The following is a 26,426-nucleotide window of genomic DNA, read 5'->3' on the forward strand; positions in this document are numbered from 1 at the left end:
CATTACACTTATAAAGTTATGTCAATACCAATATTGAAACGACGCACAGTAGGATAAGCACCATCTGAAGAACTGAAGCCAGTATTAGACTCACGATCATCAGGCATATTGGTCCACATATAAAGATTATCACCATTCAAATACAGTCGTGCAGTGTTCACCCCTAATTTCTTTAACCAATTTCCTTTAAAAGTATAAGAAAGTTCTACGTTTTTCAAGCGAATATAAGAGCCATCATACCAATAACGTGTGCCAGAAGCGGCACCATCTACTGTTGTTCCCCAACGCGGAGTAGGTAAAGAAGCTGTACCACCAGGTGTCCAATAATCACCTTCTACGTAAGCTACATGGGCCGTACTTCGGAAAGTAGGGAAGTTTACTTCGCGTGTCACATTGTTCACACCATAAAATTGTGCAAAACAACTGAATCCTTTCCACTCAAAACCAATAGAAGCATTATATGTATTTTGCGGTGTAGTAGAATATTGATATGGCGCACTATCATCCTTATCTACTATACCATCACCATTAAAGTCAATAATATTATAGTCACCCGGCAACTTATAATTGTTTCCTGTTGTCCAAGCTGTACTACCAATTACATCATCCCAACTAGCCAAATTTCCATGATCAATATAAGAATTTACCTGATCAATGGCATGTCCGGCTCCTTTCTGATAAGCAGGTAACAAAGGAGCGTCATCTCTGAATTTAACTTCATTGACTGCATGGGTCATACTAGTATTCAGCCAAGTACGTAATCCATTATTAAAGACATAGTTCAAACGAAGTTCTAACTCATAACCATGACTATTTACCTTACCTAAATTAGCACGCGGAGGAGTAGTACCAAAATATGATGGAATAGCACGACTACCACCAGCCACTAAAATATCAGAACGAGTATCATTAAATATATCCACAGAACCAGCAATCAAACCATCTAAAAAAGCATAGTCCAAACCTATATTACGTTTTTCTACTGTTTCCCATGAAATATTAGGATTGCCTAACATTGAAGTATACCAGAAAGAATAAGGTGAATTATCTGGACTTACACTACCCATTACAGCATTACCGTTATTCTTCCATTGATCTTTGTATAAGAAACGACCAGAGGTAAATCTCTGCCAAGGTTGAACCACAGCATCATCACCCACTCTTCCCCAAGAAGCACGCAATTTCAACATATCAAGAAATTTCAATTTCTTCATAAATTTCTCTTCACTAATCATCCAACCTAAGGACAAGGAAGGGAAAAATGCAAAACGATAATCAGGACCAAACTTTTCAGAACCATTATAAGCGCCATTAGCTTCAAAGAAATAGCGCATAGCATAGTTATAAGTCACACGAAAAACCCAGTCTTCCCGATAAATAGGGAAGACACTTCCTTGTGCCTCTTTCAAACGACTAAAAAGGCCAAGTGCAGTCACTTCATGGTTTCCAAACTGACGAGCATAATCCAACTGAAATGAATAATAAAGTTTACGATAAGTACTACCAATATCAGCACTACCTGCTTGAGTAGACCAATAAATAGGATTCTCAACTTTATCAATACCAGTACCAGAATCAGGGTCAAACTTATAAGAGATTTCTCCTGTACTAGGATCTACCCACATACGCTGTGAGTCATTATATTGATCATTGATGCCACGGCTTTTTTCTACAAAATGGTAATCCATGGAGAAATTAGCCTTAAACTTCAGTCCCTTAGTCAGCATTGCCAAATCCTGTTCAAGAATAAAGTCTGTCGTTACTTTAGTAGTTGTGCGCTTTTCAGTACCTCCTGTCGCTAAAAAATAAGCAGAGTTTGGTACATCGGCATCACGAGGGGCATACCATCCCCACATTCCATTAGAATAAATTGGATGCATAGCATCAGGAGCTGATTTATAAGCTGCACTCCAATAAGTAGCATCATTGTCTGCCATGGCCCATGGTAAGGTACGCTGTGCATTCGATCCAAAAAGGTTAGTAGAAAATTTCGTAGTCTTAGTTAAACTGAAATCCAAGTTACTACGAACATTAATACGATTATAACCAAATCCTGAATTGTAGCCACGATTATTATCAAAAGTCTTAAACAAGTCACCTTCGCTCACAAAATCGGCAGCTGCAAAATACTTAACACTCTTTGTACCACCAGACACATTAACACTAGTATTATAAGACATGGCACTCTTCTTAAAAAGGAAATCTTCCCAATCTACATTAGGATAGCGATCCCATTCTTCTGCATTAGCTGGATTACGATACTTATCGATAATAGCTGCCGGCGTATAATTAGACCAACCAGCCGGATTGATACAAGCCTCACGTTCAATAGCGCGATTCATCAAATAGAAAGTATCATAAGCATCATACTTTTTAGGAAGTTTTGACACTACCTTTGCTGTCACATTAGCTTTAATCTGAACATTAGCTTTTCCTTCTTTACCACGTTTTGTAGTAATAAGAATAACTCCATTAGCTCCTTTCACACCATAAACAGCTGTTGCAGAAGCATCTTTCAATACAGAAATATTTTCTACAGAAGAAATATCTACAGAACTCATTTCACGTTCAACACCATCTACCAACACCAGTGGCTCACTATTATTCCAAGAACTTTTAGTACGGATAATAATTTGAGGGTCCTCCTCACCTGGCATTCCCGTAGAAGAAGAAGTAATGACACCCGGTAAATTGCCAGTCAACGCAGCACCAAGACTAGACACACCTCCGGCGCGTTCCAAGGTTTTTCCGCTCGTTTGTGTAATAGAACCCACAACCGATGCTTTTTTCTGCTGACCATAACCTACTACCACAACTTCTTCCAACTGCTGAGAATCGTCTTCCAAGGTCACTTTAACCAAGCCTTTAGAAGTCGCTTTCACTTCTTTAGATTTCATTCCCACAAACGACACAACAAGAGTAGAATTATCATTGGGCACAGTCAACATAAAATTACCATCTATATCTGAAATTGTACCTATTGAATTATTACCTTTTAATACCACTGAGGCACCAATGATTGTCTCTCCATTACTGTCAAAGACAGTTCCCCTTACCGTTATTCCTCTTTGCGCTGACACCGTCAAACAACTGAACAGCATAAGCAAAAACAGGTAAGGAATCTTTTGATTTTCTTTTTTTACATTTTTCATTACCATTAGTTTAAGATGTTAATTAACTACATTGTTCTCTAATCATCAGTCATTTCCCAATAGCCTTAGCTATCGTCATATATACATTTCATTTTTATTAGTATAAGATTAATAAATGCTAACAGTTATATTTATTACAAACTCAGCATTACAAATATATTTGATAATACACAAAAAATATTATAGGGATGTACCACATACCCTATATCAACGTTGCATACATTTGTTTAATGTAACATAAATTATCACTTATGTTACATTAAACAAAAATTATCATTTACAAGTAGCATACATCCCTATCATACTACCTGTAAAGCCACCTGCCGTAGCCGTAGACAAATAGTTTGCATCAACATCCTTGCATAGCAATATCCACTCTTCTTCCCCTTTTAAAGAATAATAAAAATCATAATTAGTACCTTTGGATACCACTTTCAAATAAATATCCTTTATGTTTTCAGGAATAACATCACTGGCTAAAACCCGTTCGGATTCACCTATTTGTTCCAAGAACACAGATTTCGTCTCCCCTTGTCTATTCACAGCAAGAAAATATTGATGCTTTTCATCTTTAAATAGCAACAGACCAGCTTTTTCTTTTTCATTAGAAGGATTAAACAACATACGAGTAGTTGCCTCAAATTTATGATGTTGCATACGTCGACAAACTAAAGCCGGAGTATCTTTTTCCACAGCACTGACATCTGCACACTTTAAGGTTAAAAAGCCCGGAGCACCAGATAAAGAATACAATTCGGTAGCAGGAGCACGTAATGTCATCCACTGCATTCCTAAAGAAGTACTATCAAAATCTTCAGTCTCCTCAAAATTACCAAAAGTAACATTGGCATCACGTTTTACACCTGCCCGTTTCAGAATCATAGGAACCGTTTCATCTCCTTGCGTTATATAAGGGAAGCCATCCTCACTCCATCTTACAGGCATCAAAAACGTCTCACGTCCCAAATTCTCAAACTTATTATTTATAGGACGACACGCTAAAAATACAGCCCACCAGTCCCCCTCTTTCGTTTGTACTAAGTCTGCATGACCGGCACAAGTAATCGGATTAGGACGCCCGGCATTAAGATGGCGTTGTGTCAATATGGGATTCTTGTCCCAAGGAACGAAAGTTCCCATGGGAGAATCACCACGGAAAATAACTTCAGAATGCCATGTACTCGTACCACCTTCCGCATCCATAAGGAAATACTTTCCATTAATCTTATACATATGAGGACCTTCTATCCAAATAGGTTTCTCCTCCGGATGCACACCTTTATTTACCAATATTTTACGAGGACCAATTGTTTTATCAGACTTTACGTCAAACTCTTGTATACGAATAGTACGGTGTCCGCTATATTCAGGTTTATAATTTGGAGCATCATCATTGTTCACAATATAGGCTTTCCCGTCTTCATCAAAGAAAAAAGACGGATCTATCCCACCTACTTCAGGCAACATAATAGGATCGGACCATTCACCAAATGGGTCTTGAGTTTTCACAAAGAAATTACCTGCACCTACATTGGTGGTTACCATATAATAAGTTTTATTATGAGGATTATACGAAATGGCCGGTGCAAAGATACCTCCACTCACGTGTTGTCCTTTCATATTAACCAGTTGTGAAGGACGACTGAGAACATACCCTACTTGCTTCCAGTTTACTAAATCTTTACTATGGAATATGGGCACACCCGGAAAATAAGTAAAAGTAGAAGTTACTAAAAAATAATCACCTTCCCCATTAGTACATATACTGGGGTCTGAATACCAGCCGGGTAAAATAGGATTATAAAAAGACTCATCATCAGGCAATGGATTTTCCTTATAAAAATCATCATCGCCTTTATAAGTAAAATAATCAAAAAGGGCTGTAGAATCCTTTACAACAGGTAATTTTTCATTTGCTTTAGACAAGCTGCAAGAACATAATCCCCCTAATGCGCCGGCAGAAAGCAGCAAAGCCGACAAAATTGCGAAAGAAGTTTTTTTATTCATTAAACTCGATTTTATAATTATTAAACATACTCGAGCCATATCAAAGAAATCTGTTCTTCATATCTGTGTATTCCATAATATGAGCAGTTCTTTATATCAAAACTGGCTTTTCCGCAACAAAATTACAAAACACACCTAAATGACATAAAAAATCATATTACATGTTTCTTCGATAATATTACATTTTTTCTTTCCAATGTTACATTCTTTGTCCTATATGTAACACACACCTGTATAACAGTTTAAAAATCAAACAATTAATCAAGATTAATATTTAATATCAACCAAATATCGCTATAAAGATATTAAACGGTTAAAGGAAACTGCAAAGCAAAAAAGGAGTTATGAAAAGCATCTTGTAAAAACATCTTTTATAATAGATTTTAAGATGCTATATATCATTTTTTCCAGATATACACTTCAAATGCGTAAAAGAAGTTGCACCTTTACACAATAAAATAAACCGCTTCTTTTTATTCTACACGCAAATTACACTATCTTTGTGTTCTAATTAACAAATACCCATCATATGCCTGACTATGATTTAATTGCCATATTAGGTCCCACAGCATCCGGAAAAACCCCATTTGCCGCTGCATTAGCCGCAGAACTCAATACAGAAATCATCAGCGCCGATTCCCGACAAATATACCGGAATATGGATCTTGGTACAGGTAAAGACCTTGCCGATTACATCGTAAATGGCAAACAAATACCTTACCACCTCATTGACATAGCCAATCCCGGATACAAATACAACGTCTTTGAATACCAACGCGACTTCCTGACTGCTTACGAAAGCATTAAGCAAAAAGAATGCCTACCTATTGTATGTGGCGGGACAGGGATGTACTTAGAATCAGTACTCAAAGGTTACAAATTGTTACCCGTACCCGAAAATCCCAAATTACGCGCGGATTTAGCTGATAAATCATTGGAAGAACTGACCGAAATACTAAAAGGCTATAAAAATCTGCATAATACAACAGATGTAGATACAGTGAAACGTGCTATTCGGGCTATTGAAATCGAAGAATATTATATCCATACCCCGGTAGACGAACGTTCGTTTCCACACTTAAACAGTCTCATCATAGGTATAGATATAGACAGGGAGCTGCGACGCGAAAAAATTACCCGTCGCCTGCACCAACGACTGGAAGAAGGGATGATAGACGAAGTTCGCCGATTGATAGCACAAGGTATCAATCCGGACGACTTAATCTACTATGGGTTAGAATACAAATACCTGACACTTCATATCACCGGGCAGCTGACCTATGATGAGATGTTCAGCCAATTGGAAATAGCTATTCATCAGTTTGCCAAGCGCCAGATGACTTGGTTCAGAGGAATGGAAAGACGAGGTTTTACCATTCACTGGATGGATGTCCGATGGCCTATGGAAGAAAAGATAGCCTTTGTAAAGTCAAAATTCAAAGAGATTTAGTACTTTTGAGAGATGATTGTGAAGTATCAAATAGTAAAATCATAAATAGTCAACGTACCTATGTGTTAAAGATGAAAGATATGTCATGACCGTAGGGAATAAATCGTAAAATAACCCGATGAGTGTAGAACCTGATAAGTGGGGGGTGATTTATAACCCCAAAGCCGGAACACGCAAGGTGCAGAAGCGGTGGAAAGAAATTAAGGCATATATGGATAGCAAAGGCGTGTCTTATGATTATGTGCAGTCCGAAGGGTTCGGCTCGGTAGAGCGTCTGGCAGGCATCCTTGCCAGCAACGGCTACCGTACTATTGTCGTCGTAGGCGGTGACGGTGCACTGAACGATGCCATCAACGGTATCATGCTTTCCAATGCCGAGGATAAAGAGAATATTGCGCTCGGAATTATCCCCAATGGCATAGGTAATGACTTTGCCAAATATTGGGAGATGAGCTCGGAATATAAGGAAGCGGTAGATTGCATCATCAATAATCGCCGCCGAAAAATAGACGTAGGCACATGCTACTACTATGACGGCGAAAAACATAAGACCCGCTATTTCCTGAATGCCATCAACATCGGTCTCGGAGCCAGCATCGTGAAAATCACCGACCAGTGCAAGCGCTTTTGGGGCGTGAAGTTCCTTTCTTATTTCATGGCATTCCTCTCATTGATATTCGAGAGGAAGCTATACCGTGTGCACCTTAAAATCAATGGAGAGCACATACGCGGACGTATTATGACAATATGTATAGGCAGTGCATGGGGATACGGACAAGCCCCCAGCGCAGTACCCTACAATGGCTGGCTGGACGTATCGGTCATCTATCGCCCCGAATTATTACAGCTTTTTTCGGGAATATGGATGCTGATGGAAGGGAGAATCCTAAACCACAAAGTAGTAAAGCCCTATCGTACCCAAAAGATAAAAGTATTACGTGCACAGAATGCTTCCGTAGATTTGGACGGACGCATCCTCGACCGCCATTTTCCATTGGACATCGGAGTGCTGCACGAAGCGATAACATTGATTATACCAAACTGAAAAACGAACTTTTTATAACTTATAAATATATGATTGAACTTAAAAATAATCCTGCCGGAAATTTCTTCCTATTGGCAGGTCCCTGTGTCATCGAAGGAGAAGATATGGCAATGCGTATTGCCGAGCGTGTAGTAACCATTACCGATAAATTACAAATCCCTTATGTATTTAAAGGTTCTTACCGCAAGGCAAACCGTTCACGCTTAGACTCATTTATGGGTATAGGCGACGAAAAAGCATTGAAAATCCTACAGAAAGTACACGACACGTTCGGAGTACCTACCGTAACAGATATACATGCTGCAGAGGAAGCCGTAATGGCAGCCGAATATGTGGACATCCTACAGATTCCCGCTTTTCTTTGCAGGCAAACCGACCTACTGGTAACCGCAGCCAAGACCGGCAAAATCATCAATATCAAAAAAGGCCAGTTCCTTTCTCCGCTTGCCATGCGTTTTGCGGCAGACAAGGTGGTGGAAGCCGGAAATAACAACGTCATGATAACCGAACGTGGAACGACTTTCGGCTATCAAGACCTCGTAGTAGACTATCGCGGGATACCGGAAATGCAGACTTTCGGTTTTCCCGTCATACTGGACGTAACCCATTCCCTGCAACAGCCCAACCAAACCAGCGGTGTCACAGGCGGTATGCCGCAACTGATTGAAACCGTAGCTAAAGCCGGTATAGCCGTCGGTGCAGACGGCCTGTTCATCGAAACACACGAGAATCCTGCGATAGCCAAGAGCGATGGTGCCAATATGTTGAAATTGGATTTATTGGAGGGACTTTTAACTAAATTAGTACGTATCCGGGAAGCGATTAAATAAAAAAACAAAAACGTTTTGTGATTTATTATTTACCGTTTCGACAGATAAGGCAAAAACATTTTAAAATCAAATAATGATGAAACATTTATTACGCAACTTATGGATTGTTGCATTAATCGTATGCTGTAACTTCCAGCAGGTATTTGCCCAACAAATGCCCCCTATTCCTATCGACAAGGATGTCCGCATCGGCAAACTGGATAACGGATTAACTTATTACATCCGCAAAAACAGTCTTCCCGCCAACCGGGCCGACTTCTATATTGCCCAAAAAGTAGGTTCCATACAAGAAGAAGACAACCAACGCGGTCTAGCCCATTTCCTTGAACATATGTGCTTCAATGGAACAACTCACTTTCCCGGTAACTCCCTGATACAGTATCTGGAACGTATCGGTGTGAAATTTGGTGAGAACCTCAACGCCTATACCTCTATAGACGAAACAGTCTACAACATTTCCAACGTACCGGTCGGCACTCCGGGCGCCATCGACTCCTGTCTGTTGATTCTGCACGACTGGAGTAACGATCTTATTCTGGATCCCAAAGAGATTGATAAAGAACGTGGCGTTATCAATGAAGAATGGCGTACCCGCATGAGCGCCATGCAACGTTTTCAGGAAAAAATGCTTCCAACGATGTTTGCCGGAACCAAATACGCCAACTGTTTCCCCATCGGAACAATGGATGTTGTGATGAATTTCAAGCCTCAAACACTAAGAGACTATTACGAAAAGTGGTATCGTCCCGATTTGCAAGGGATAGTAGTGGTAGGTGACATTGATGTAGATGCCATTGAAGCTCTAATCAAAAAAACATTTGCCGACATTCCCTCACAACCCAATGCCGCCAAACGTGAATATTATCCTGTAACCGACAATAAAGAACCTATCATATTGGTTGCCAAAGACAAAGAACAGCCATATGTACAAACCTTCATTTTCAACAAGCATGAAGCCACTCCCGATGAAGAAAAGAACAATGTAGGCTACCTGATGCAAAACTATGCAGCGACCCTCATCACCAATATGCTGAACGCACGTCTGAACGAGTTGCTCCAGGTTGCCAACCCACCTTACATCTACGCTACAACATACGATGATGATTTCTTCGTAGCCAAGACAAAGGATGCTCTCACCAGTGTCGTAGTTTGCAAAGAAGATGCCATTGAAAACGGTATCACAACCATTCTCCGCGAAATAGAACGCGCCCGCCAATTCGGATTCACAGAAACAGAATACAGTCGTGCCCGTGCAGAATATTTACGCCACTTGGAGTCCGCTTTCCAAGAACGCGACAAACGTAAGAACGAAAGTTATGTAAAAGAATATGTCCGCCACTTCCTCGACAACGAGCCTATTCCGGGAATTGCCGACGAATATGCCATCATCAACCAAATAGCTCCGGCTATTCCGGTAGCTGCCCTGAACCAAATGATGCAACAAATGGTGACAGACAGTAACCAAGTCGTTGCTCTGTTTGGTCCTGAAAAAGAAGGTCTGACACTTCCTACGGAAGAGGCTCTTAAGAATCTTCTGAAAGAAGTAAAATCAGAGAAACTGACTCCGTATGTAGACAAAGTTTCTAACGAGCCTTTGATGAAGGAAGCCCCGAAAGGCGGTAAAATCGTTTCTGAAAAGAAAGATGATATCTTTGGAACTACTATGCTGACACTGTCCAACGGTGTAAAAGTCATCATTAAAAAGACAGATTTCAAAGCTGACGAAATCCGCATGAAAGGTGTTAGTATGGGTGGCAGTTCACTCTTCCCCGATTCGGAAATCATCAACATCAACGGACTGGATGCGGTAGCATTAGGTGGTCTGGGTAATTTCAGCGCTATTGAACTTGAAAAGACTTTAGCCGGTAAAAAAGCTTCCGTAAACTATGGTATCGGTGATAAGACAGAGGCCGTAGTCGGCAATTGCTCTCCTAAAGACTTTGAGACAATGATGCAACTCACCTATCTTACTTTCACCGCTCCGAGACGTGACAATGACGCTTTTGCATCCTACAAGAACCGCAGCAAAGCCGAATTGCAGAATATGGACCTGAATCCCGGCTCTTCATTCAGCGATTCCATCACCTCCACTCTCTACATGAAGCATCCCAGAACCCTGCGTATGAAAGCCGACATGGTGGACAAGATGGATTATGACAAAATCCTGTCTATGTATCAAGACCGCTTCAAAGATGCCAGCGACTTCACCTTCATCTTTGTAGGAAATGTTGACGTAGAAGCCGTGAAACCCCTGATTGAATCTTACTTGGGTTCATTACCTTCCATCAACCGCAAGGAAACGTTCAAAGACAATCACATTGCAATGCGTAAGGGTGTCTACAAGAATGAATTTATCCGCCAACAGGAAACTCCGAAAGTAAACAATTTCATCTGTTATAGCGGCACTTGCCAATACAACCTTCGCAATGACATCCTTATGAGCATGACCGACCAGCTTCTGAACCTTATCTACACCGAAAAAGTACGTGAAGACGAAGGCGGTACTTACGGTGTATATCCGAGAGGACAACTCCTTAAATATCCGACGGAGAAAGCCGTCCTTCAAATCTTCTTCAATACAGCTCCCGAAAAACAAGACAAACTGATGAAGATTATCTATGCCGAGGCAGAAGCCTTTGCCAAGAACGGTCCTGACGAAGCCAGCCTGAACAAGGTGAAAGAATATATGCTGAAGAAGCATAATGAAGACCTGAAAGAAAACGGTTATTGGCTGAACAGCATAGACGAGTATCTGTATACCGGCGTAAACCCGGTGAAGGACTACGAAAAAATCATTAACAGTATCACCACCAAGGACGTTCAGCGCTTTGCCGACGAACTCTTGAAACAAAAGAATCAAATCACTGTTTCAATGATTAGTCCCGAAAAGAAATAAAGGCATTTACCTTTAGAGTTGTAAAGCTGACCTTTAGAGTTGCAGAGTAGACCTTTAGATTTGTAGAACAGAGCTTCACGAATCATATCATCAGCAAAGAGGCTTTCAGCTTTCCAACCTCAAAAACAGTTTTTAAAAAAGGCTGCGTTGTTCGTAAGGCAGCGCAGCCTTTTTCATATACACTAACCACCCATCCATTATGAGCCTCTTTATAGAATTACGTAAACAAGGAAAGTTGGCTGCCAAGCGAAACCCAATGTATGAAAAGAACAAATTCGGAAAGTTCTGGATGTACTTCATGGCTGTGTTCTGGGCCGGCTATCTGATTTTTCTCGGAACATTGTTTGCTATTGCTTTCAGTGACAGTTCAACCGAGGCATACCATGTATTGAACAGCGGACTGATATTTGTTCTTGCTTTGGACTTCCTGATGCGCTTCCCGTTTCAGAAGACGCCCACCCAAGAAGTAAAACCTTACCTCCTGCTACCGATAAGACGCAATCGCCTCATTGACTTCCTGCTGATACGTTCCGGACTAAACGGTTTCAACCTGATATGGCTCTTCTTCTTTGTTCCGTTCGCTATCATCAGCATCACTAAATTCTATGGTATAACAGGCGTGCTGACCTATAGTATCGGAATATGGTTATTGATGGTACTCAACAATTACTGGTTCCTGCTATGCCGCACATTAATGAACGAACGCATCTGGTGGATAGCCTTGCCGGTATTGGTGTACGGAGCCATAGCGGCCGGACTGTTCATACCGGAAAACAGCCTGCTATTTGATTGGTCTACCGACTTGGGAGAAGAATTTATCCTCGGGCATCTTATTGCTTTCATCGGGACATCCGCAGCTATCGCAGTGCTATGGTTCATCAACCGCAGACTAATGATTAAACTGATTTACAACGAAATAAACAAAGTAGAAGACACTAAGGTAAAGCATGTATCCGAATACAAGTTCTTGGACCGCTACGGTGAAATCGGAGAGTATATGCGACTGGAACTGAAGATGCTACTGCGCAACAAAGTCTGCAAGACGGCCCTGCGCACTGTATTCTTGGTTGTCATAGCCTTTACCTGCGCCCTGAGTTTTACCGAAGTATACGATGGCCAGGGGATGAAGAGTTTTATCATGGTCTACAACTTTGTGATTTTCGGTATTCTGTTCCTGTCGAGCCTGATGAGCTACGAAGGCAATTATATTGACGGGCTGATGAGTCGCAAAGAGTCTATCTATACATTGCTCCGCGCCAAGTATATCTTATACAGCATTGCCATACTCATACCCCTAATCCTGATGATACCCGCCATGGCAAGCGGCAAACTATCTGTACTGAGTTGCATTGCCTGGGCCATATTTGTAGCCGGTGGCGTTTACTTCTGCCTGTTCCAATTGGCAGTATACAACAACAAGACGGTGGATTTGAATGCCAAAATGACCAACCGCCAAAATATGGGAACCGGACTACAGAACCTGATTTCCGGAGCGGCATTCGGTGTGCCCCTTCTTATGAACTTTACACTGACAGCCTTTTTCGGTCCCACCGTTACAGCTTGGATATTGATTGCAATCGGTGCGGGATTTATACTGACTTCTCGTTTTTGGTTGAAGAACGTGTATCATCGTTTCATGAAACGACGCTACAAGAATATGGAAGGATTCAGAGACAGCAGACAATGAGGTTTATAATTTAGATTTATAATTTATGGCTATGATTCAGATAAATAATTTACAAAAACGCTTTGGCGAAAAGACCGCCGTAGATATCGACAACTACACCATCCATCAAGGTGATATGTTAGGTTTGGTAGGTAATAACGGAGCCGGAAAGACTACCCTTTTCCGACTGATACTGGATTTATTGCAAGCCGACCGCGGCAATGTCACCATCAATGACATAGATGTATGTAAAAACGAGGATTGGAAGAAATTTACCGGCGCCTTCATTGACGACGGTTTCCTGATAGACTATCTCACCCCGGAGGAATATTTCTATTTCATCGGCAGGATGTACGGTCTGAAAAAAGAAGAAGTAGATGAACGTATCGCTCCCTTTGAACGCTTCATGAACGGTGAAGTCATGGGACAGAAGAAGTTCATACGCAATTTCTCAGCCGGAAACAAACAAAAAATAGGTATCATCTCCGCCATGCTGCATCATCCGCAACTACTGATATTGGACGAACCCTTCAACTTCCTCGACCCCAGTTCGCAGTCCATCATCAAGCAACTGCTGAAAAAGTACAACGAAGAACACGGAGCCACCGTCATCATCTCCAGTCACAACCTTAACCACACGGTAGATGTATGCCCGCGCATCGCCTTGTTGGAACACGGAATTATCATTCGTGACATACAAAACGAGAACAATTCGGCAGAAAAGGAACTGGAAGCCTATTTCAATGTCAGCGTAGAAGAAGCCGATACAGGAGTTGCAGATAGTACAGACGAAGAAACACCCGCAGAAGAATAAGCATGAAACAATCCTTTTCTTATACAATTGCTCTCATAGGGTTAGTATTCTGTTTAAGTTCCTGCCATACTGCCGCTCCCCGCTTTGACTATAAGGCCCTGGCAAAAGCCTCTGTGCGTCTGGGTATGGATATTGAATTGACAGACAACCACAAACTCTATATCAATGCAGCCGGATGGATAGGTACTCCCTATCGGTCCGGCGGCGACAACAAGCATGGAACGGACTGTTCCGGTCTGGTATCCCAACTTTATAAGAAAACCTACCGCATACACTTATCGCGCAGCACGGACGGGCAACTAAAAGAAAGCCACAGAATAGCCCGCCGCAACCTGCGTGAAGGAGACTTGGTGTTTTTCACCAGCCGCTCATCGCGTAAAAAGGTAGCCCATGTAGGCATCTATTTGAAAGACGGCAAGTTCATTCATGCCAGCACCAGTCAGGGAGTCATCGTCAGCAGTCTCAAAGAGAAGTACTATACGCAATACTGGCTCTGCGGAGGTAGGATACAATAAAGCGCAAAGCAGCTAATATTAAGAAATCCAATAAACAAGTGTAACACAAAATTCCGATTTATTCATAACTTCGCCCACAAAAAAACTTATGAATTATACAACCTACCTCTTTGATTTCGACTATACGCTTGCCGATTCTTCGCGTGGCATTGTTACTTGCTTTCGCAACGTGCTGAACCGCCATGGCTACACTCGCCCCACAGACGACGACATTAAGCGTACCATCGGCAAGACATTGGAAGATTCTTTTTCCATTCTTTCCGGTGTAACCGATCCCCTGCAACTTGCCGAATTCAAAAAAGAATACGTAAGAGAGGCAGATACGCATATGACCGTCAACACGGTACTGTTCCTTGAAACCAAATCCGTACTGATAGCTTTAAAAGATTCCGGCGCCCGCATAGGAATCATCTCCACCAAGTTTCGCTATCGCATAAAAGAACTGCTGAGCCAGCACTTTCCTGAAGATTTTCTAGACATCATCATCGGCGGAGAAGACGTAAAAACACCCAAACCCTCCCCCGAAGGGCTCTTGCTTGCCATCAAACAGCTACACACCACTAAAGCCGAAACACTGTACATCGGCGACAGTACGGTAGATGCGGAAACAGCCCAAAAGGCAGGGGTGGACTTTGCAGGCATCACGCATGGCATGACCACCGCCGAAGAACTGCAACGCTACCCGCACAAAAAGATAATGAGCAGCTTGGAAGAGTTGTTAGAGCAAGAGCCGCTGCCCGTCGTTGCTCCGAAGAACACAAACATACGGCGCATCCTCTTGCTGCTGGCACTTTTCGCCGTATTCGTCGCACTTTTCTGTTTCCTTACTTACGCATAATTCCTGCAAGATTTAAATCGTTCCTTCATGGAGAACTTTTCGTTCCTCCACGGTGGAACGAAAAGTTCTCCATGAAGGAACGAAATGTTCCCCGTGGTGGAACGAATAGCAATTCACGCTTCTGTTGCCTGACACCGCTTCCGGAACACCGGCTTATCGCGGGAAAACCGTCTAAACATGAAAATATTAATTGTCTTAAAAAAGAGGAAGAAACATTTGCCCGTTCCAAATAAAAGAGGTACTTTTGTGCCCGATTATTCCGCACCGGGTTTAATTAAGTGCTTTCTAAGTGATTAGAGACCACCCGACGGAGCTAACTTATACATTATATATAAGAAATGTACGCAATTGTAGAAATCAACGGTCAGCAATTCAAAGCAGAAGCTGGCAAAAAGCTGTTTGTACACCATATGCAGAATGCAGAAGCCGGTGCGACAGTAGAATTCGAGAAAGTTCTTTTGGTAGACAAAGACGGTAACATCACTGTAGGTGCTCCTACTGTAGAAGGCGCAAAGGTAGTTTGCGAAGTTGTTTCCGGTTTGGTAAAAGGTGAAAAAGTTCTTGTTTTCCACAAGAAAAGAAGAAAAGGTCATCGCAAATTGAACGGTCACCGTCAACAATTCACAGAGTTAACAATTAAGGAAGTAGTAGCTTAATCAATTAAAAAAGTAAGAAGAAATGGCACATAAAAAAGGTGTCGGTAGTTCTAAGAACGGCCGCGAATCACAGAGTAAGAGATTAGGCGTTAAGATATTTGGTGGCGAAGCTTGCAAGGCAGGTAACATCATCGTTCGTCAAAGAGGTACTGAATTCCACCCGGGTGACAACATCGGTATGGGCAAAGACCACACTCTTTTCGCTTTGGTAGACGGAACTGTACAGTTCAAGGTAGGTAAGGCAGACAGAAGATCTGTTTCTATCATTCCCGCTGAAAACGCAGAAGCATAAGTTTCCGGACAAAAAATAAAGCAAAGGGATGCAATCAGTTAGACTGCATCCCTTTCTTTTTAAACGTAAAAATAAGCAAGTTTCTTTTTTGTATTACTTTTGATTTGCACTATCTTTGTCCTCGCAAATCCAGAGTATCATAAAAACAAGTATAAGATATGCTTACCATTAAACAAATTACAGACAACACCGACGCGGTAATCCGCGGACTGGAGAAAAAGCACTTCAAAAATGCCAAAGAAACCATTGAGCAAGTGCTGGAAACTAACAACAAACGACGCAATACCCAAACAATCTTAGATAAGAACCTGTCGGAAGTCAACTCCCTTTCCAAGTCTATCGGACTGTTAATGAAAGAGGGTAAGAAAGATGAAGCCGAAGCCGCGAAAAACCGCGTAGCCGAACTCAAGGAAGCCAACAAGGCATTGCAGGAAGAAATGGATCAGGCTGCAACCGAACTCCAGAACCTACTTTATACAATCCCCAATATCCCTTACGACAGTGTACCCGAAGGCGTAGGCTCCGATGACAACGTGGTGGAGAAAATGGGCGGCATGGAAACCGAACTTCCCAAAGACGCACTTCCCCACTGGGAACTGGCCAAGAAATACGACTTGATAGACTTCGACTTGGGTGTTAAGATTACAGGTGCAGGTTTTCCCGTATACAAAGGCAAAGGCGCACAACTTCAGCGTGCACTTATCAACTTCTTCTTGGACGAAGCGCGCAAATCCGGCTATACCGAGATAATGCCTCCCACGGTGGTTAACGCCGCCTCCGGCTATGGTACAGGCCAGCTGCCCGACAAAGAAGGGCAGATGTATCATTGCGAAGTAGACGACTTGTATTTGATTCCAACCGCCGAAGTTCCCGTAACGAACATCTACCGTGACGTAATCCTCGACGAAAAGCAGTTGCCCATCAAAAACTGCGCTTATACGCAATGCTTCCGTCGCGAGGCAGGCTCATACGGCAAAGACGTACGCGGCTTGAACCGCCTGCACGAATTCTCCAAAGTAGAATTGGTGCGCATCGACAAGCCGGAACATTCCAAAGAATCCCATCAGGAAATGTTGAACCACGTGGAAGGATTGCTCCAAAAACTTGAACTACCCTATCGCATCCTGCGCCTGTGTGGTGGCGACATGAGTTTCACCGCCGCCCTTTGCTTTGACTTCGAGGTATATTCTGAGGCACAGAAACGTTGGTTGGAAGTCAGTTCGGTATCCAACTTTGATACTTATCAGGCCAACCGCCTGAAATGCCGCTACCGTACAGCAGAAAAGAAGACAGAACTTTGCCACACATTGAACGGCTCTGCACTCGCCCTGCCACGTATCGTAGCAGCCTTACTGGAAAACAACCAGACTCCGGAGGGTATCCGTATTCCGAAAGCGCTGGTTCCGTATACAGGATTTGAGATGATTGACTAAGGGGTTTCATTCCTCATCCAAAATAACAAAAGGTGCGTCAGAATAATAGAAGTTTCATATTCTGACGCACTTTTCTTATTCAAAGACTGGCAGCCTAAGAAGAAAACAACGTGACTCCTTAAAACTACAAAAATAAGAGTAATGAAAGTCAGAACAAAAAGCTATGAAGTAAAAGGCTGAGGGACGGAGCTGAAGACCGAAACATAAAGCTGAAGACTGGAACATAAAACTGAAGACCGAAACATAGAATTGAAGGCTGAAAGCCTTATAGCTTACAGCCCGGGGTAACACCCCGGGTTAATTATCCCCTCATTCCTCTTACGCCCTGAAAGGGCAAAACCAAACATCATGTCACAATCCTTAAACAAAATCTACATACACATCATCTTCTCCACCAAAAATCGCGAAGACCTATTACCGGAAAAAAACCTGAATGAAATACACTCTTACATAGGTGGAATCATCAACCAAAACCTGTGCAAAAGCATCATCATAGGTGGCACCGCCAATCACATACACATTCTATGCGAATTGACAAGTACCGTTTCTACCGCCATTCTACTACAAGAAATCAAAAGAAGTTCCTCTAAATGGATAAAAGGCAAATATTCCCAATATTCCAATTTTGCATGGCAAAGCGGTTATGCCGCATTTTCAGTCAGTCAATCAAAAGTTGACGCCGTCACCAATTATATCCGAAACCAAAAAGAACATCACACAAAGAAAAATTTCAAAGAGGAATTGGTTGAATTCCTGAAAAGTTATCAGGTTGAGTATAAGGAGGAATACCTGTGGAGTTAATTCTTATGCCCTTACAGGGCGCAAAAGGAAAATACCGTTCTTACCCGGGGTGTTACCCCGGGCTATAAGATATGAGGCTTACAGCCTTCCTCCCCCTCCCTCAAAATCGTCTTATCCCTTCTTCCGCCTTCTTTTTTCCCCGCACATTCTTTGTTATTAACAAATAAGCCGTATCTTTGCAAAATCTATCATTCTGAAAGAAATTACGTAATTATACCAACAAAATTATAAGATAATGAATAAAATCATTAGCAAAGAACATTTCTCAGAAAAGGTCTTCAAGTTAGTAATCGAAGCACCGTTAATTGCTAAATCACGCAAGGCAGGACACTTTGTAATAGTACGCGTAGGCGAAAAAGGCGAGCGTATGCCGCTGACCATAGCCTCTGCCGACCCTGTAAAAGGAACTATCACTTTGGTTGTGCAAGAAGTAGGCCTCTCATCCACCCGTCTGTGCGAGCTGAATGAGGGCGATTACATAACCGATGTTGTTGGTCCGCTGGGGCAAGCCACCCATATTGAGAACTTCGGGACTGTTGTTTGCGCCGGCGGCGGTGTGGGCGTGGCTCCGATGCTTCCTATCGTGCAAGCGCTGAAAGCTGCCGGCAATCGTGTAATTACGGTATTGGCAGGTCGCACCAAAGAACTGATTATCCTTGAAAAAGAGATGCGGGAAAGTTCCGACGAAGTCATCATCATGACGGACGACGGCTCGTACGGCCGCAAAGGCTTGGTTACGGAAGGCGTGGAAAATGTTATCAAACGCGAGAAAGTAGACAAATGCTTCTGCATCGGTCCTGCCATTATGATGAAATTCGTTTGTTTGCTGACAAAGAAATACGAGATACCTACCGATGTATCCCTGAATACCATCATGGTGGACGGAACAGGAATGTGCGGTGCTTGCCGTATCACCATCGGTGGTAAAACCAAATTTGTATGCGTAGACGGGCCGGAATTTGACGGTCACCAAGTAGATTTCGACGAAATGCTGAAACGCATGGGCGCGTTCAAAAACATAGAACGTGAAGAAATGCACAAGTTGGAAGAACCGCAAACCTGCCAAGCTACCGGCGAGAATACTCGGGAAGCGGACGAAAAGAGCCGCAATGCCGCTTGGCGTCAAGAATTGCGTAAATCCATGAAAGCCAAAGAACGTACCGCCATCCCCCGCGTGGAAATGAACGAACTGGATGCGGAATACCGTTCGCACAGCCGTAAAGAAGAAGTAAACCGGGGATTGACCGAAGAACAGGCGTTGACAGAAGCAAAGCGCTGTTTGGACTGCGCCAATCCGGGCTGTATGGAGGGTTGCCCCGTAGGTATAGACATCCCCCGTTTCATCAAAAATATAGAACGCGGCGAGTTCTTGGAAGCCGCCAAGACGCTGAAAGAAACCAGCGCACTGCCCGCCGTTTGCGGTCGCGTCTGCCCGCAGGAGAAGCAGTGCGAGTCCAAATGTATCCACTTAAAAATGAACGAAAAGCCGGTTGCCATCGGCTATCTGGAACGCTTCGCTGCAGATTATGAACGCGAAAGCGGACAAATCTCCGTACCGGAAATCAAAGAAAAGAACGGTATCAAGATTGCCGTAATCGGTTCGGGTCCCGCCGGTCTGTCTTTCGCGGGAGACATGGCGAAATATGGCTACGACGTTACCGTATTCGAAGCGCTGCACGAAATCGGCGGCGTACTGAAATACGGTATTCCCGAATTCCGCTTGCCCAACAAAGTGGTGGATGTAGAAATCGAGAACCTTGCCCAAATGGGTGTAAAGTTCATTAAGGACTGCATCATCGGCAAGACATTAAGCGTGGAGCAACTGGAAGAAGAAGGCTTCAAAGGTGTATTCGTCGCTTCCGGTGCCGGATTGCCTAACTTCATGAATATCCCCGGCGAAAATTCCATCAACATCCTGTCGTCCAACGAATACCTGACGCGTGTCAACCTCATGGACGCCGCCAGTGAAGATTCCGATACGCCTGTGCCCTTCGGCAAATGCGTAGCCGTAATCGGAGGTGGCAATACGGCTATGGACTCCGTCCGCACAGCCCGTCGTCTGGGTGCCGAACGCGCCATGATTATCTATCGTCGTTCGGAAGAAGAGATGCCCGCACGTTTGGAGGAGGTGAAACACGCTAAAGAAGAAGGCGTGGAGTTCCTGACACTTCACAACCCGATAGAATACATTGCCGACGAACAAGGAAAAGTAAAGCAGGTGGTTCTTCAAAAGATGGAATTGGGTGAACCCGACGCGTCCGGACGCCGCAGCCCTGTACCCATTCCGGGAGCTACCGAAACAATTGATATAGACCTTGCTATCGTCAGCGTAGGTGTATCTCCCAACCCTATCGTTCCCAGCTCCATCAAAGGACTCGAATTAGGACGTAAAGGCACCATTGCCGTAAACGACAGTATGCAGTCGTCTATACCAACCATCTATGCCGGCGGCGACATTGTCCGTGGCGGCGCTACCGTAATCCTTGCCATGGGAGACGGACGAAAAGCGGCAGCGGCAATGAATGAGCAGTTGAAGAAATAAGAAACCTCACCATAAAAAGAAAGTTCCGTTTGCCATTCAGCAAACGGAACTTTCTTTTTATTATCTGATAAAGACCTTACTTCACCACCTTGTTTGTTGCCGGGTCGGGAAAAATCACGGTCGGCTTAAACGTCTTGGCTTCTTCAAAGTCCATCAATGCATACGACATGATAATAACAATGTCATCCGGTTGAACCTTACGGGCCGCCGCACCGTTCAAGCATATTTTACCCGAACCGCGCTCGCCTTTAATGATATAAGTTTCAAAACGTTCACCGTTATTGTTGTCGGCAATATAAACCTTTTCACCGGCAATCATGTTAGCGGCATCCATCAAATCCTCGTCAATCGTGATGCTTCCCATATAATTGAGGTTAGCTTCCGTAACACGGGCACAATGGATTTTCGACTTCAACACTTCAATCATCATAAGATTGTCTTTTTTATGTTTATTACTCCTTATACTTGATATTGTCAATCAGGCGGACTTCTCCACAGAATACCGTAATGCAACCTACGGCATATGAGGTATCTTCCCAATTGGCAATCTTCTGCAACGTATTACCGTCCACCAGCTCGAAGTACTCCAAACGCAAGCCGGGAGCGGCTGCAATGGCATCCTCCACAAATTTCTGTGTCTCGGCAACTGTATGTGAAGTTGCAAAGGTACGACTTTCAAATAAAGTCTGCGAAATTTTTAAAGCATTTTTGCGCTCTTCAACGGACAAACGGGCATTACGGCTGCTCAAGGCCAATCCGTCCTCCTCACGCACGATAGGGCAGCCCACAATCTCCAACGGATAATTCATATGGCGCACCATTTCACGAATAATGGCCAGTTGTTGAAAATCTTTCTCACCAAAATATGCGCGGTCCGGCTGTACCGCATCAAACAGCTTGCTCACAATCTGGCACACGCCGTTAAAGTGTCCCGGACGAAAAGCGCCTTCCATAACGGTATCCAAGGGTGCGTAGCTGAAGCATCGGGTATCCGGTTCCGGATACATCTCTTCCACAGCCGGAGCAAAGACAAACGCAGCCCCGCACTCTTCCAGCAGACGACAATCAGCTTCCGGCGTACGGGGATATTTGACTAAATCATTCTGGTCATTGAACTGGGTAGGATTTACAAAAACACTTACTACAGCGGCATCATTCTCTGCCACACAACGTTTTACCAATGAAGCATGACCGGCATGCAAGGCTCCCATCGTAGGCACTAAACCTACCTTTTTACCTTGGGCTCTCATAGCCGAAAGTCCGGCCTGCAAGTCCTTGATAGTATGTACTATTTCCATTTTTATTGGTTATATATAACTTAGTTGTTTGCAAAAACGGTGCAAAATAAGCTATTATTTACCACATAAAGAAGAAATATCGTAAATTAATGCAAAAGTTGTCCCAAAGCCGGAGGTGAGATTTCGCCTATTTTCTACTGATATACAAGCGGTTAACAATTCATAAGGAATTATAGACGAGCCCGGTTTGCTTTATTGCCCGATTTTTTTTATATCTTTGCAGAATAATTGAGAACATTGTTATTATGACAAAGGCGAACAAGGTTTTATTTATAACACAAGAAATTACCCCTTACGTTTCAGAATCCGAGATGTCCCTTGTAGGCAGAAACCTGCCGCAAGCAATCCAAGAAAAAGGCAGAGAAATCAGAACGTTTATGCCCAAATGGGGAAATATCAATGAGCGCAGAAATCAGTTGCACGAAGTGATACGTCTCTCCGGTATGAACCTTATTATTGACGATACCGACCATCCGCTTATCATTAAAGTAGCATCTATACAGTCTGCCCGTATGCAGGTTTATTTCATCGACAACGATGATTACTTCCAGAACCGCCTGCAAGTGATTGACGAAAACGGTGTTGAGTACGAAGACAACGACGCACGTGCTATCTTCTATGCCCGCGGCGTACTGGAGACTGTTAAGAAACTGCGCTGGTGTCCGGACATCATCCACTGTCATGGCTGGATGACTGCATTAGCACCGCTGTATATCAAGAAAGCATACAAAGACGAACCTTCATTCAGAGATGCAAAAGTAGTCTTTTCACTGTATGACGATGACTTCAAGCAGCCGTTTCACCCCGATTTCGCAAGCAAGCTCCTTCTGAAGGGTATCACCAAGAAAGATATTGCCGACTTGAAAGAGCCGATTGATTATACGGCTCTCTGCAAATTGGCGATAGACTATTCCGACGGTGTTATTCAGCAAAGCGAACACGTAAACGAAGAAGTCATGGAGTATGCCCGGCAAGCCGGTAAACCTATCTTAGGTTATCAATCTCCCGAAAACTTCGCAGATGCCTGCAACGACTTCTACGACCAAGTTTGGGGAGAAGAACAAGAATAAAGTTGATTTCAAGACGAACAATTATGAAAGTAAAATATTTAGGAATATTGCTTTTAGCACTCCTGGCTTTCTACGGATGTGATGACAACACCGGAACATTGGGCATGGATATGTTGCCCGATTCAGACGGTATCAAAGCCCAAACCGAAAAATTTAATGTTACTACCAAATCAATTCTTGCAAAGAAAGTTTATTCCAAAACCAGTACGGGATATATCGGTAAGTTTACAGATCCCGAATCCGAAGGGTTCGGAAGCTACGAAGCCAGCTTTTTAGCAGAATTGAACTGTACGGAGAATTTTACTTTCCCCGCTGTATATAAAGAAAGCGCTGACGGGAAAAGCGGTACCGGTACAATGGTTAAAGACGAGGTAGAAAAAATCCAGTTAGTGGTCTATTACTCCAGTTGGTTCGGCGACTCCCTAAATGCATGCAGAATGAGTGCATATGAGTTGGACGAAGATTGGCTGAAAGTACGTAAAAAGCCCGAAATGTATCGGTACACCAATATTGATGTCAAGGAATATTACAACAACGAAACACTCTTGGGCAGAAAAGCATATACAGCCTATGACACCTCAGTGCCCGATTCTGTAAGAAATGCAACTGACTCAAGCGGCAATTCCATTTATTATCCCAACATCACTTTCCCATTGAGCAAAGATTTGGGAAACAAGATTCTGAAGCTGAACCGTGAATATCAGGAAGGAAAGAATGATTATTTTGATAACTCGGAGAAGTTTATCGAAAACGTATTCAAGGGCGTCTATCTGCAAACTGATTACGGTGATGGGACTATCCTTTATGTAGACCGTGTAGACCTGCAGATGCAGTTCCAATTCCATTACGTAGACAGCCTGGGAGTGAAGCTTACCAAGAAAGTCACCGACAAAGACGGTGAAGCGGGTTCAGACTCTTTATACTACGCCACAGCCGTTGCTTTTGCTTCCACCAAAGAAGTAATCCAAGCCAATAAATTTGAAAACTCAGAAAAACTGGAGGAAAAAGTAAACAGCGACAGCGAAAAGGGTTGGAGTTATCTGAAATCACCGGCGGGCATCTTCACAGAAGCAACCCTGCCCTATGACGAAATAGCTGAAAAGTTGACCAATGATACGCTGAATGCAGTTAAATTGACTTTCACCAACTATAGCCAGGACAAACAATACAAATTCAGCATGAGTGCGCCGCAAACCGTTTTATTGGTACGCATGAAAGATATGGACTCTTTCTTTGTAAACAATGAATTGACAGACAATGTCACATCATTTGTGGCAACCCACAACAATGTAGAAACCAATCAATACACCTTTAAAAACATAGCCCGCTTAGTGTCAGCCTGCATCAACGAGAAAAAGGCCGCCAAGCAGAAAGCTAAAGAAACTGCCGGAAGTTCATGGGATGAAGCTTCCTGGGAAGAAAGCTGGAGTAAAACAGATGAAGGAAAAAACTGGGATAAGGTAGTATTAATCCCCGTAGTTGTGACCTACGACACGAACAGCCAGACTCCTTCCATGATTGGCATCCAGCATGACTTAAAGCCTACCTATGCCAAACTTAAAGGTGGAGATCCCGCCTTTGGCGGAAGTGATTTGGAAATAGAAGTAACCTATACTTCTTTTAATAAATAAAAGTTCCATCAATCAGATACATAAAAAGAACTCCCGTTCCGGATATTTCGGAACGGGAGTTTTTCATTACCTATCGGAAAGGTTGCTTATTCAGCTTTCTTCTTCGGTGCAGCTTTCTTTGTTGCAGGCTTTTTGGCAGCCAGTTTTGTAGCGGTTTTAGGAGCTGTCTTCGCTTCTTTTTTCTTCTCGGCAGCTTTCTCCTTCTCCAACTTATTCTGCGCTTTTTCCAGTTCTTTATGCAATTCTTCTATTTCATCTCCCTGATTCTTGATAGTAGTAAGCAAAGCATTCAACTCTTCGTTATCAATATCTATCGGGTAGAGAGAATCAACCCGTTTGATGAAATCTCCCAAAATGTTCATATAATTGGTGAATGCGTCATACGGAGACTCATAAATGCCACGATTCAAGCCCACACCGCTATCCTTAGTCGTCATGAAGCGGAAGTTATTGCTTGCCTGCAGATAATCCCAGTCTTGCTTGATACGGCGATCATCACAGATATGTACGCGTTCGGCAACACTATACAACTTATTGAAGGCTTCACGCTGCATCACGTTACCCAGCCAGCAACTCGTATCTCTTTCTTCGTCCACCCACGACATAGGATATGGAACATCCAACTGCGAAACAGACTTCAATTTAGTGACAATCTCCGTAGGAGTTGAGAAAGTAATGCCCTTTTCCTTAGCGCATGCAGGCAACGCTTTCAGGAATTCCAGAATATTGGAAGACAGCGGCTGCGACATACCCAGTGAACAAAGTTCCATAAATATATTGATGACTTGTTCTTCCTGCGGGAATGCGTCAATCCAACTGATGTACTTGTCGGCAAACAAAGGATATTCGCTCCATTCCGAATTAGAGAAGCGCAGGCTTATATCATCTGACAATTTGAAATCACGCAACAGCAACTTCAGATTCGGGTTCATGTTGCAATGATACACATAATGCGGACTCTTCCAACCGAGGACGTGCTTGGCACCTTCGGTCAACATACCCTTGAAGCCCATACTTGCCACTACAGCACCGATTTCATCATTATATATCAAACTGGAATTACGGAACACTTTCGGAGCTTTGCCAAACATTTGTTTCATCTTGGCACTCTGACGCATTACGTCTTCTTTGAAGCAATCCTCATTGGCCAGTGAAGACAGACCGTGCGAGTACGGTTCGGCAAGGAATTCACAGCATCCCGTATCATTAAGCTGATGCAACAGGTCGATTACTGCAGGCGCATGGATTTCCAATTGCTCCAATGCCACACCGGAGACAGACAAAGCCACTTTGAACGCACCTCCCGAATTCTTCACCATTTCAATGAGCGTATTCAAGGCAGGAATATACGAACGTTCGGCAACTTCATTGATGCTTGTTTCATTGGCATAGTCATCATAATAATAATGATTGGTGCCGATATCAAAGAAACGATAACGTTTCAGATGTATAATTTGATGTATCTCAAAATAAAGACAGATAGTTCTCAT

Annotated in this window: 19 protein-coding genes and 1 pseudogene; 15 read left to right on the plus strand and 5 right to left on the minus strand. The window is 43.1% G+C overall.

What is annotated here, in order from left to right; translation table 11 throughout:
* Positions 1-8: 8 nt before the first annotated feature.
* Both KG118_RS01705 and KG118_RS01710 read right to left on the minus strand, forming a co-directional pair.
* A complete protein-coding gene (locus tag KG118_RS01705; protein ID WP_117711218.1) occupies positions 9-3,158 on the minus strand; it encodes a SusC/RagA family TonB-linked outer membrane protein in 3,150 nt (1,049 codons plus the stop codon).
* 267 nt (positions 3,159-3,425) lie between these two features.
* Positions 3,426-5,159 carry a glycoside hydrolase family 43 protein gene (locus tag KG118_RS01710; protein WP_117711217.1) on the minus strand — a complete coding sequence of 578 codons (1,734 nt, stop codon included), beginning with the start codon at positions 5,157-5,159 and terminating at the stop codon, positions 3,426-3,428.
* Between the two features lie 529 nt (positions 5,160-5,688).
* Between KG118_RS01710 and miaA the strand changes: the two genes are divergently transcribed.
* The 13 genes and pseudogenes from miaA (at position 5,689) to KG118_RS01775 (ending at position 20,937) form a co-directional block, all read left to right on the plus strand.
* Positions 5,689-6,609, plus strand: a complete 921-nt coding sequence (miaA, locus tag KG118_RS01715) for a tRNA (adenosine(37)-N6)-dimethylallyltransferase MiaA (RefSeq protein WP_117711216.1) — start codon at positions 5,689-5,691, stop codon at positions 6,607-6,609.
* A gap of 118 nt (positions 6,610-6,727) precedes the next feature.
* Positions 6,728-7,654 (plus strand): diacylglycerol/lipid kinase family protein, encoded by a 927-nt coding sequence (locus tag KG118_RS01720; RefSeq protein WP_117711215.1) that lies wholly within the window; start codon positions 6,728-6,730, stop codon positions 7,652-7,654.
* Positions 7,655-7,683: 29 nt separating this feature from the next.
* Complete coding sequence (kdsA, locus tag KG118_RS01725; RefSeq protein WP_213388337.1) at positions 7,684-8,484, plus strand: 3-deoxy-8-phosphooctulonate synthase; 801 nt, start codon at positions 7,684-7,686, stop codon at positions 8,482-8,484.
* Positions 8,485-8,560: 76 nt separating this feature from the next.
* On the plus strand, positions 8,561-11,380 hold the full coding sequence (locus tag KG118_RS01730; RefSeq protein WP_199598750.1) for a M16 family metallopeptidase: 2,820 nt from the start codon (positions 8,561-8,563) through the stop codon (positions 11,378-11,380).
* A gap of 199 nt (positions 11,381-11,579) precedes the next feature.
* Positions 11,580-13,067, plus strand: a complete 1,488-nt coding sequence (locus KG118_RS01735; RefSeq protein ID WP_117711212.1) for a DUF5687 family protein — start codon at positions 11,580-11,582, stop codon at positions 13,065-13,067.
* A gap of 31 nt (positions 13,068-13,098) precedes the next feature.
* Positions 13,099-13,860 carry an ABC transporter ATP-binding protein gene (locus KG118_RS01740; RefSeq protein ID WP_117711246.1) on the plus strand — a complete coding sequence of 254 codons (762 nt, stop codon included), beginning with the start codon at positions 13,099-13,101 and terminating at the stop codon, positions 13,858-13,860.
* Between the two features lie 2 nt (positions 13,861-13,862).
* The gene (locus KG118_RS01745) at positions 13,863-14,375 is read left to right on the plus strand and encodes a C40 family peptidase (RefSeq protein WP_117711211.1); all 513 of its coding nucleotides are present in this window, start codon (positions 13,863-13,865) and stop codon (positions 14,373-14,375) included.
* Between the two features lie 88 nt (positions 14,376-14,463).
* Positions 14,464-15,096: pseudogene (locus tag KG118_RS01750) on the plus strand (HAD family hydrolase); the annotation flags it as partial.
* A gap of 455 nt (positions 15,097-15,551) precedes the next feature.
* Positions 15,552-15,869: a 50S ribosomal protein L21 gene (gene rplU, locus KG118_RS01755; RefSeq protein WP_117711209.1), complete on the plus strand. Its 318-nt coding sequence runs from the start codon at positions 15,552-15,554 to the stop codon at positions 15,867-15,869.
* Positions 15,870-15,891: 22 nt separating this feature from the next.
* Positions 15,892-16,161 carry a 50S ribosomal protein L27 gene (rpmA, locus tag KG118_RS01760; RefSeq protein ID WP_117711208.1) on the plus strand — a complete coding sequence of 90 codons (270 nt, stop codon included), beginning with the start codon at positions 15,892-15,894 and terminating at the stop codon, positions 16,159-16,161.
* 158 nt (positions 16,162-16,319) lie between these two features.
* Positions 16,320-17,594, plus strand: coding sequence for a serine--tRNA ligase (gene serS / locus KG118_RS01765; protein ID WP_117711207.1), 1,275 nt, complete (start codon positions 16,320-16,322; stop codon positions 17,592-17,594).
* A gap of 348 nt (positions 17,595-17,942) precedes the next feature.
* Complete coding sequence (tnpA, locus tag KG118_RS01770) at positions 17,943-18,395, plus strand: IS200/IS605 family transposase (RefSeq protein WP_117711206.1); 453 nt, start codon at positions 17,943-17,945, stop codon at positions 18,393-18,395.
* Between the two features lie 235 nt (positions 18,396-18,630).
* The gene (locus KG118_RS01775) at positions 18,631-20,937 is read left to right on the plus strand and encodes a bifunctional dihydroorotate dehydrogenase B NAD binding subunit/NADPH-dependent glutamate synthase (RefSeq protein ID WP_117711205.1); all 2,307 of its coding nucleotides are present in this window, start codon (positions 18,631-18,633) and stop codon (positions 20,935-20,937) included.
* 76 nt (positions 20,938-21,013) lie between these two features.
* On the opposite strand, the gene panD is transcribed toward KG118_RS01775, so the two are convergent.
* Both panD and panC read right to left on the minus strand, forming a co-directional pair.
* Positions 21,014-21,367 (minus strand): aspartate 1-decarboxylase, encoded by a 354-nt coding sequence (panD, locus tag KG118_RS01780; RefSeq protein ID WP_004289575.1) that lies wholly within the window; start codon positions 21,365-21,367, stop codon positions 21,014-21,016.
* A gap of 22 nt (positions 21,368-21,389) precedes the next feature.
* Entirely contained in the window at positions 21,390-22,235 is an 846-nt protein-coding gene (gene panC, locus KG118_RS01785) for a pantoate--beta-alanine ligase (RefSeq protein ID WP_117711204.1), read from the minus strand.
* Between the two features lie 245 nt (positions 22,236-22,480).
* On the opposite strand from panC, the gene KG118_RS01790 reads away from it, so the two are divergent.
* Both KG118_RS01790 and KG118_RS01795 read left to right on the plus strand, forming a co-directional pair.
* Entirely contained in the window at positions 22,481-23,305 is an 825-nt protein-coding gene (locus tag KG118_RS01790; protein WP_117711203.1) for a glycogen/starch synthase, read from the plus strand.
* A gap of 23 nt (positions 23,306-23,328) precedes the next feature.
* Positions 23,329-24,936 (plus strand): DUF4270 domain-containing protein, encoded by a 1,608-nt coding sequence (locus KG118_RS01795; protein WP_117711202.1) that lies wholly within the window; start codon positions 23,329-23,331, stop codon positions 24,934-24,936.
* 86 nt (positions 24,937-25,022) lie between these two features.
* On the opposite strand, the gene KG118_RS01800 is transcribed toward KG118_RS01795, so the two are convergent.
* Positions 25,023-26,426: a glycoside hydrolase family 57 protein gene (locus KG118_RS01800; RefSeq protein ID WP_117711201.1), complete on the minus strand. Its 1,404-nt coding sequence runs from the start codon at positions 26,424-26,426 to the stop codon at positions 25,023-25,025.

It is taken from the genome of Bacteroides propionicigenes, from assembly GCF_018390535.1.
GTDB classification, from domain to species: domain Bacteria; phylum Bacteroidota; class Bacteroidia; order Bacteroidales; family Bacteroidaceae; genus Bacteroides; species Bacteroides propionicigenes.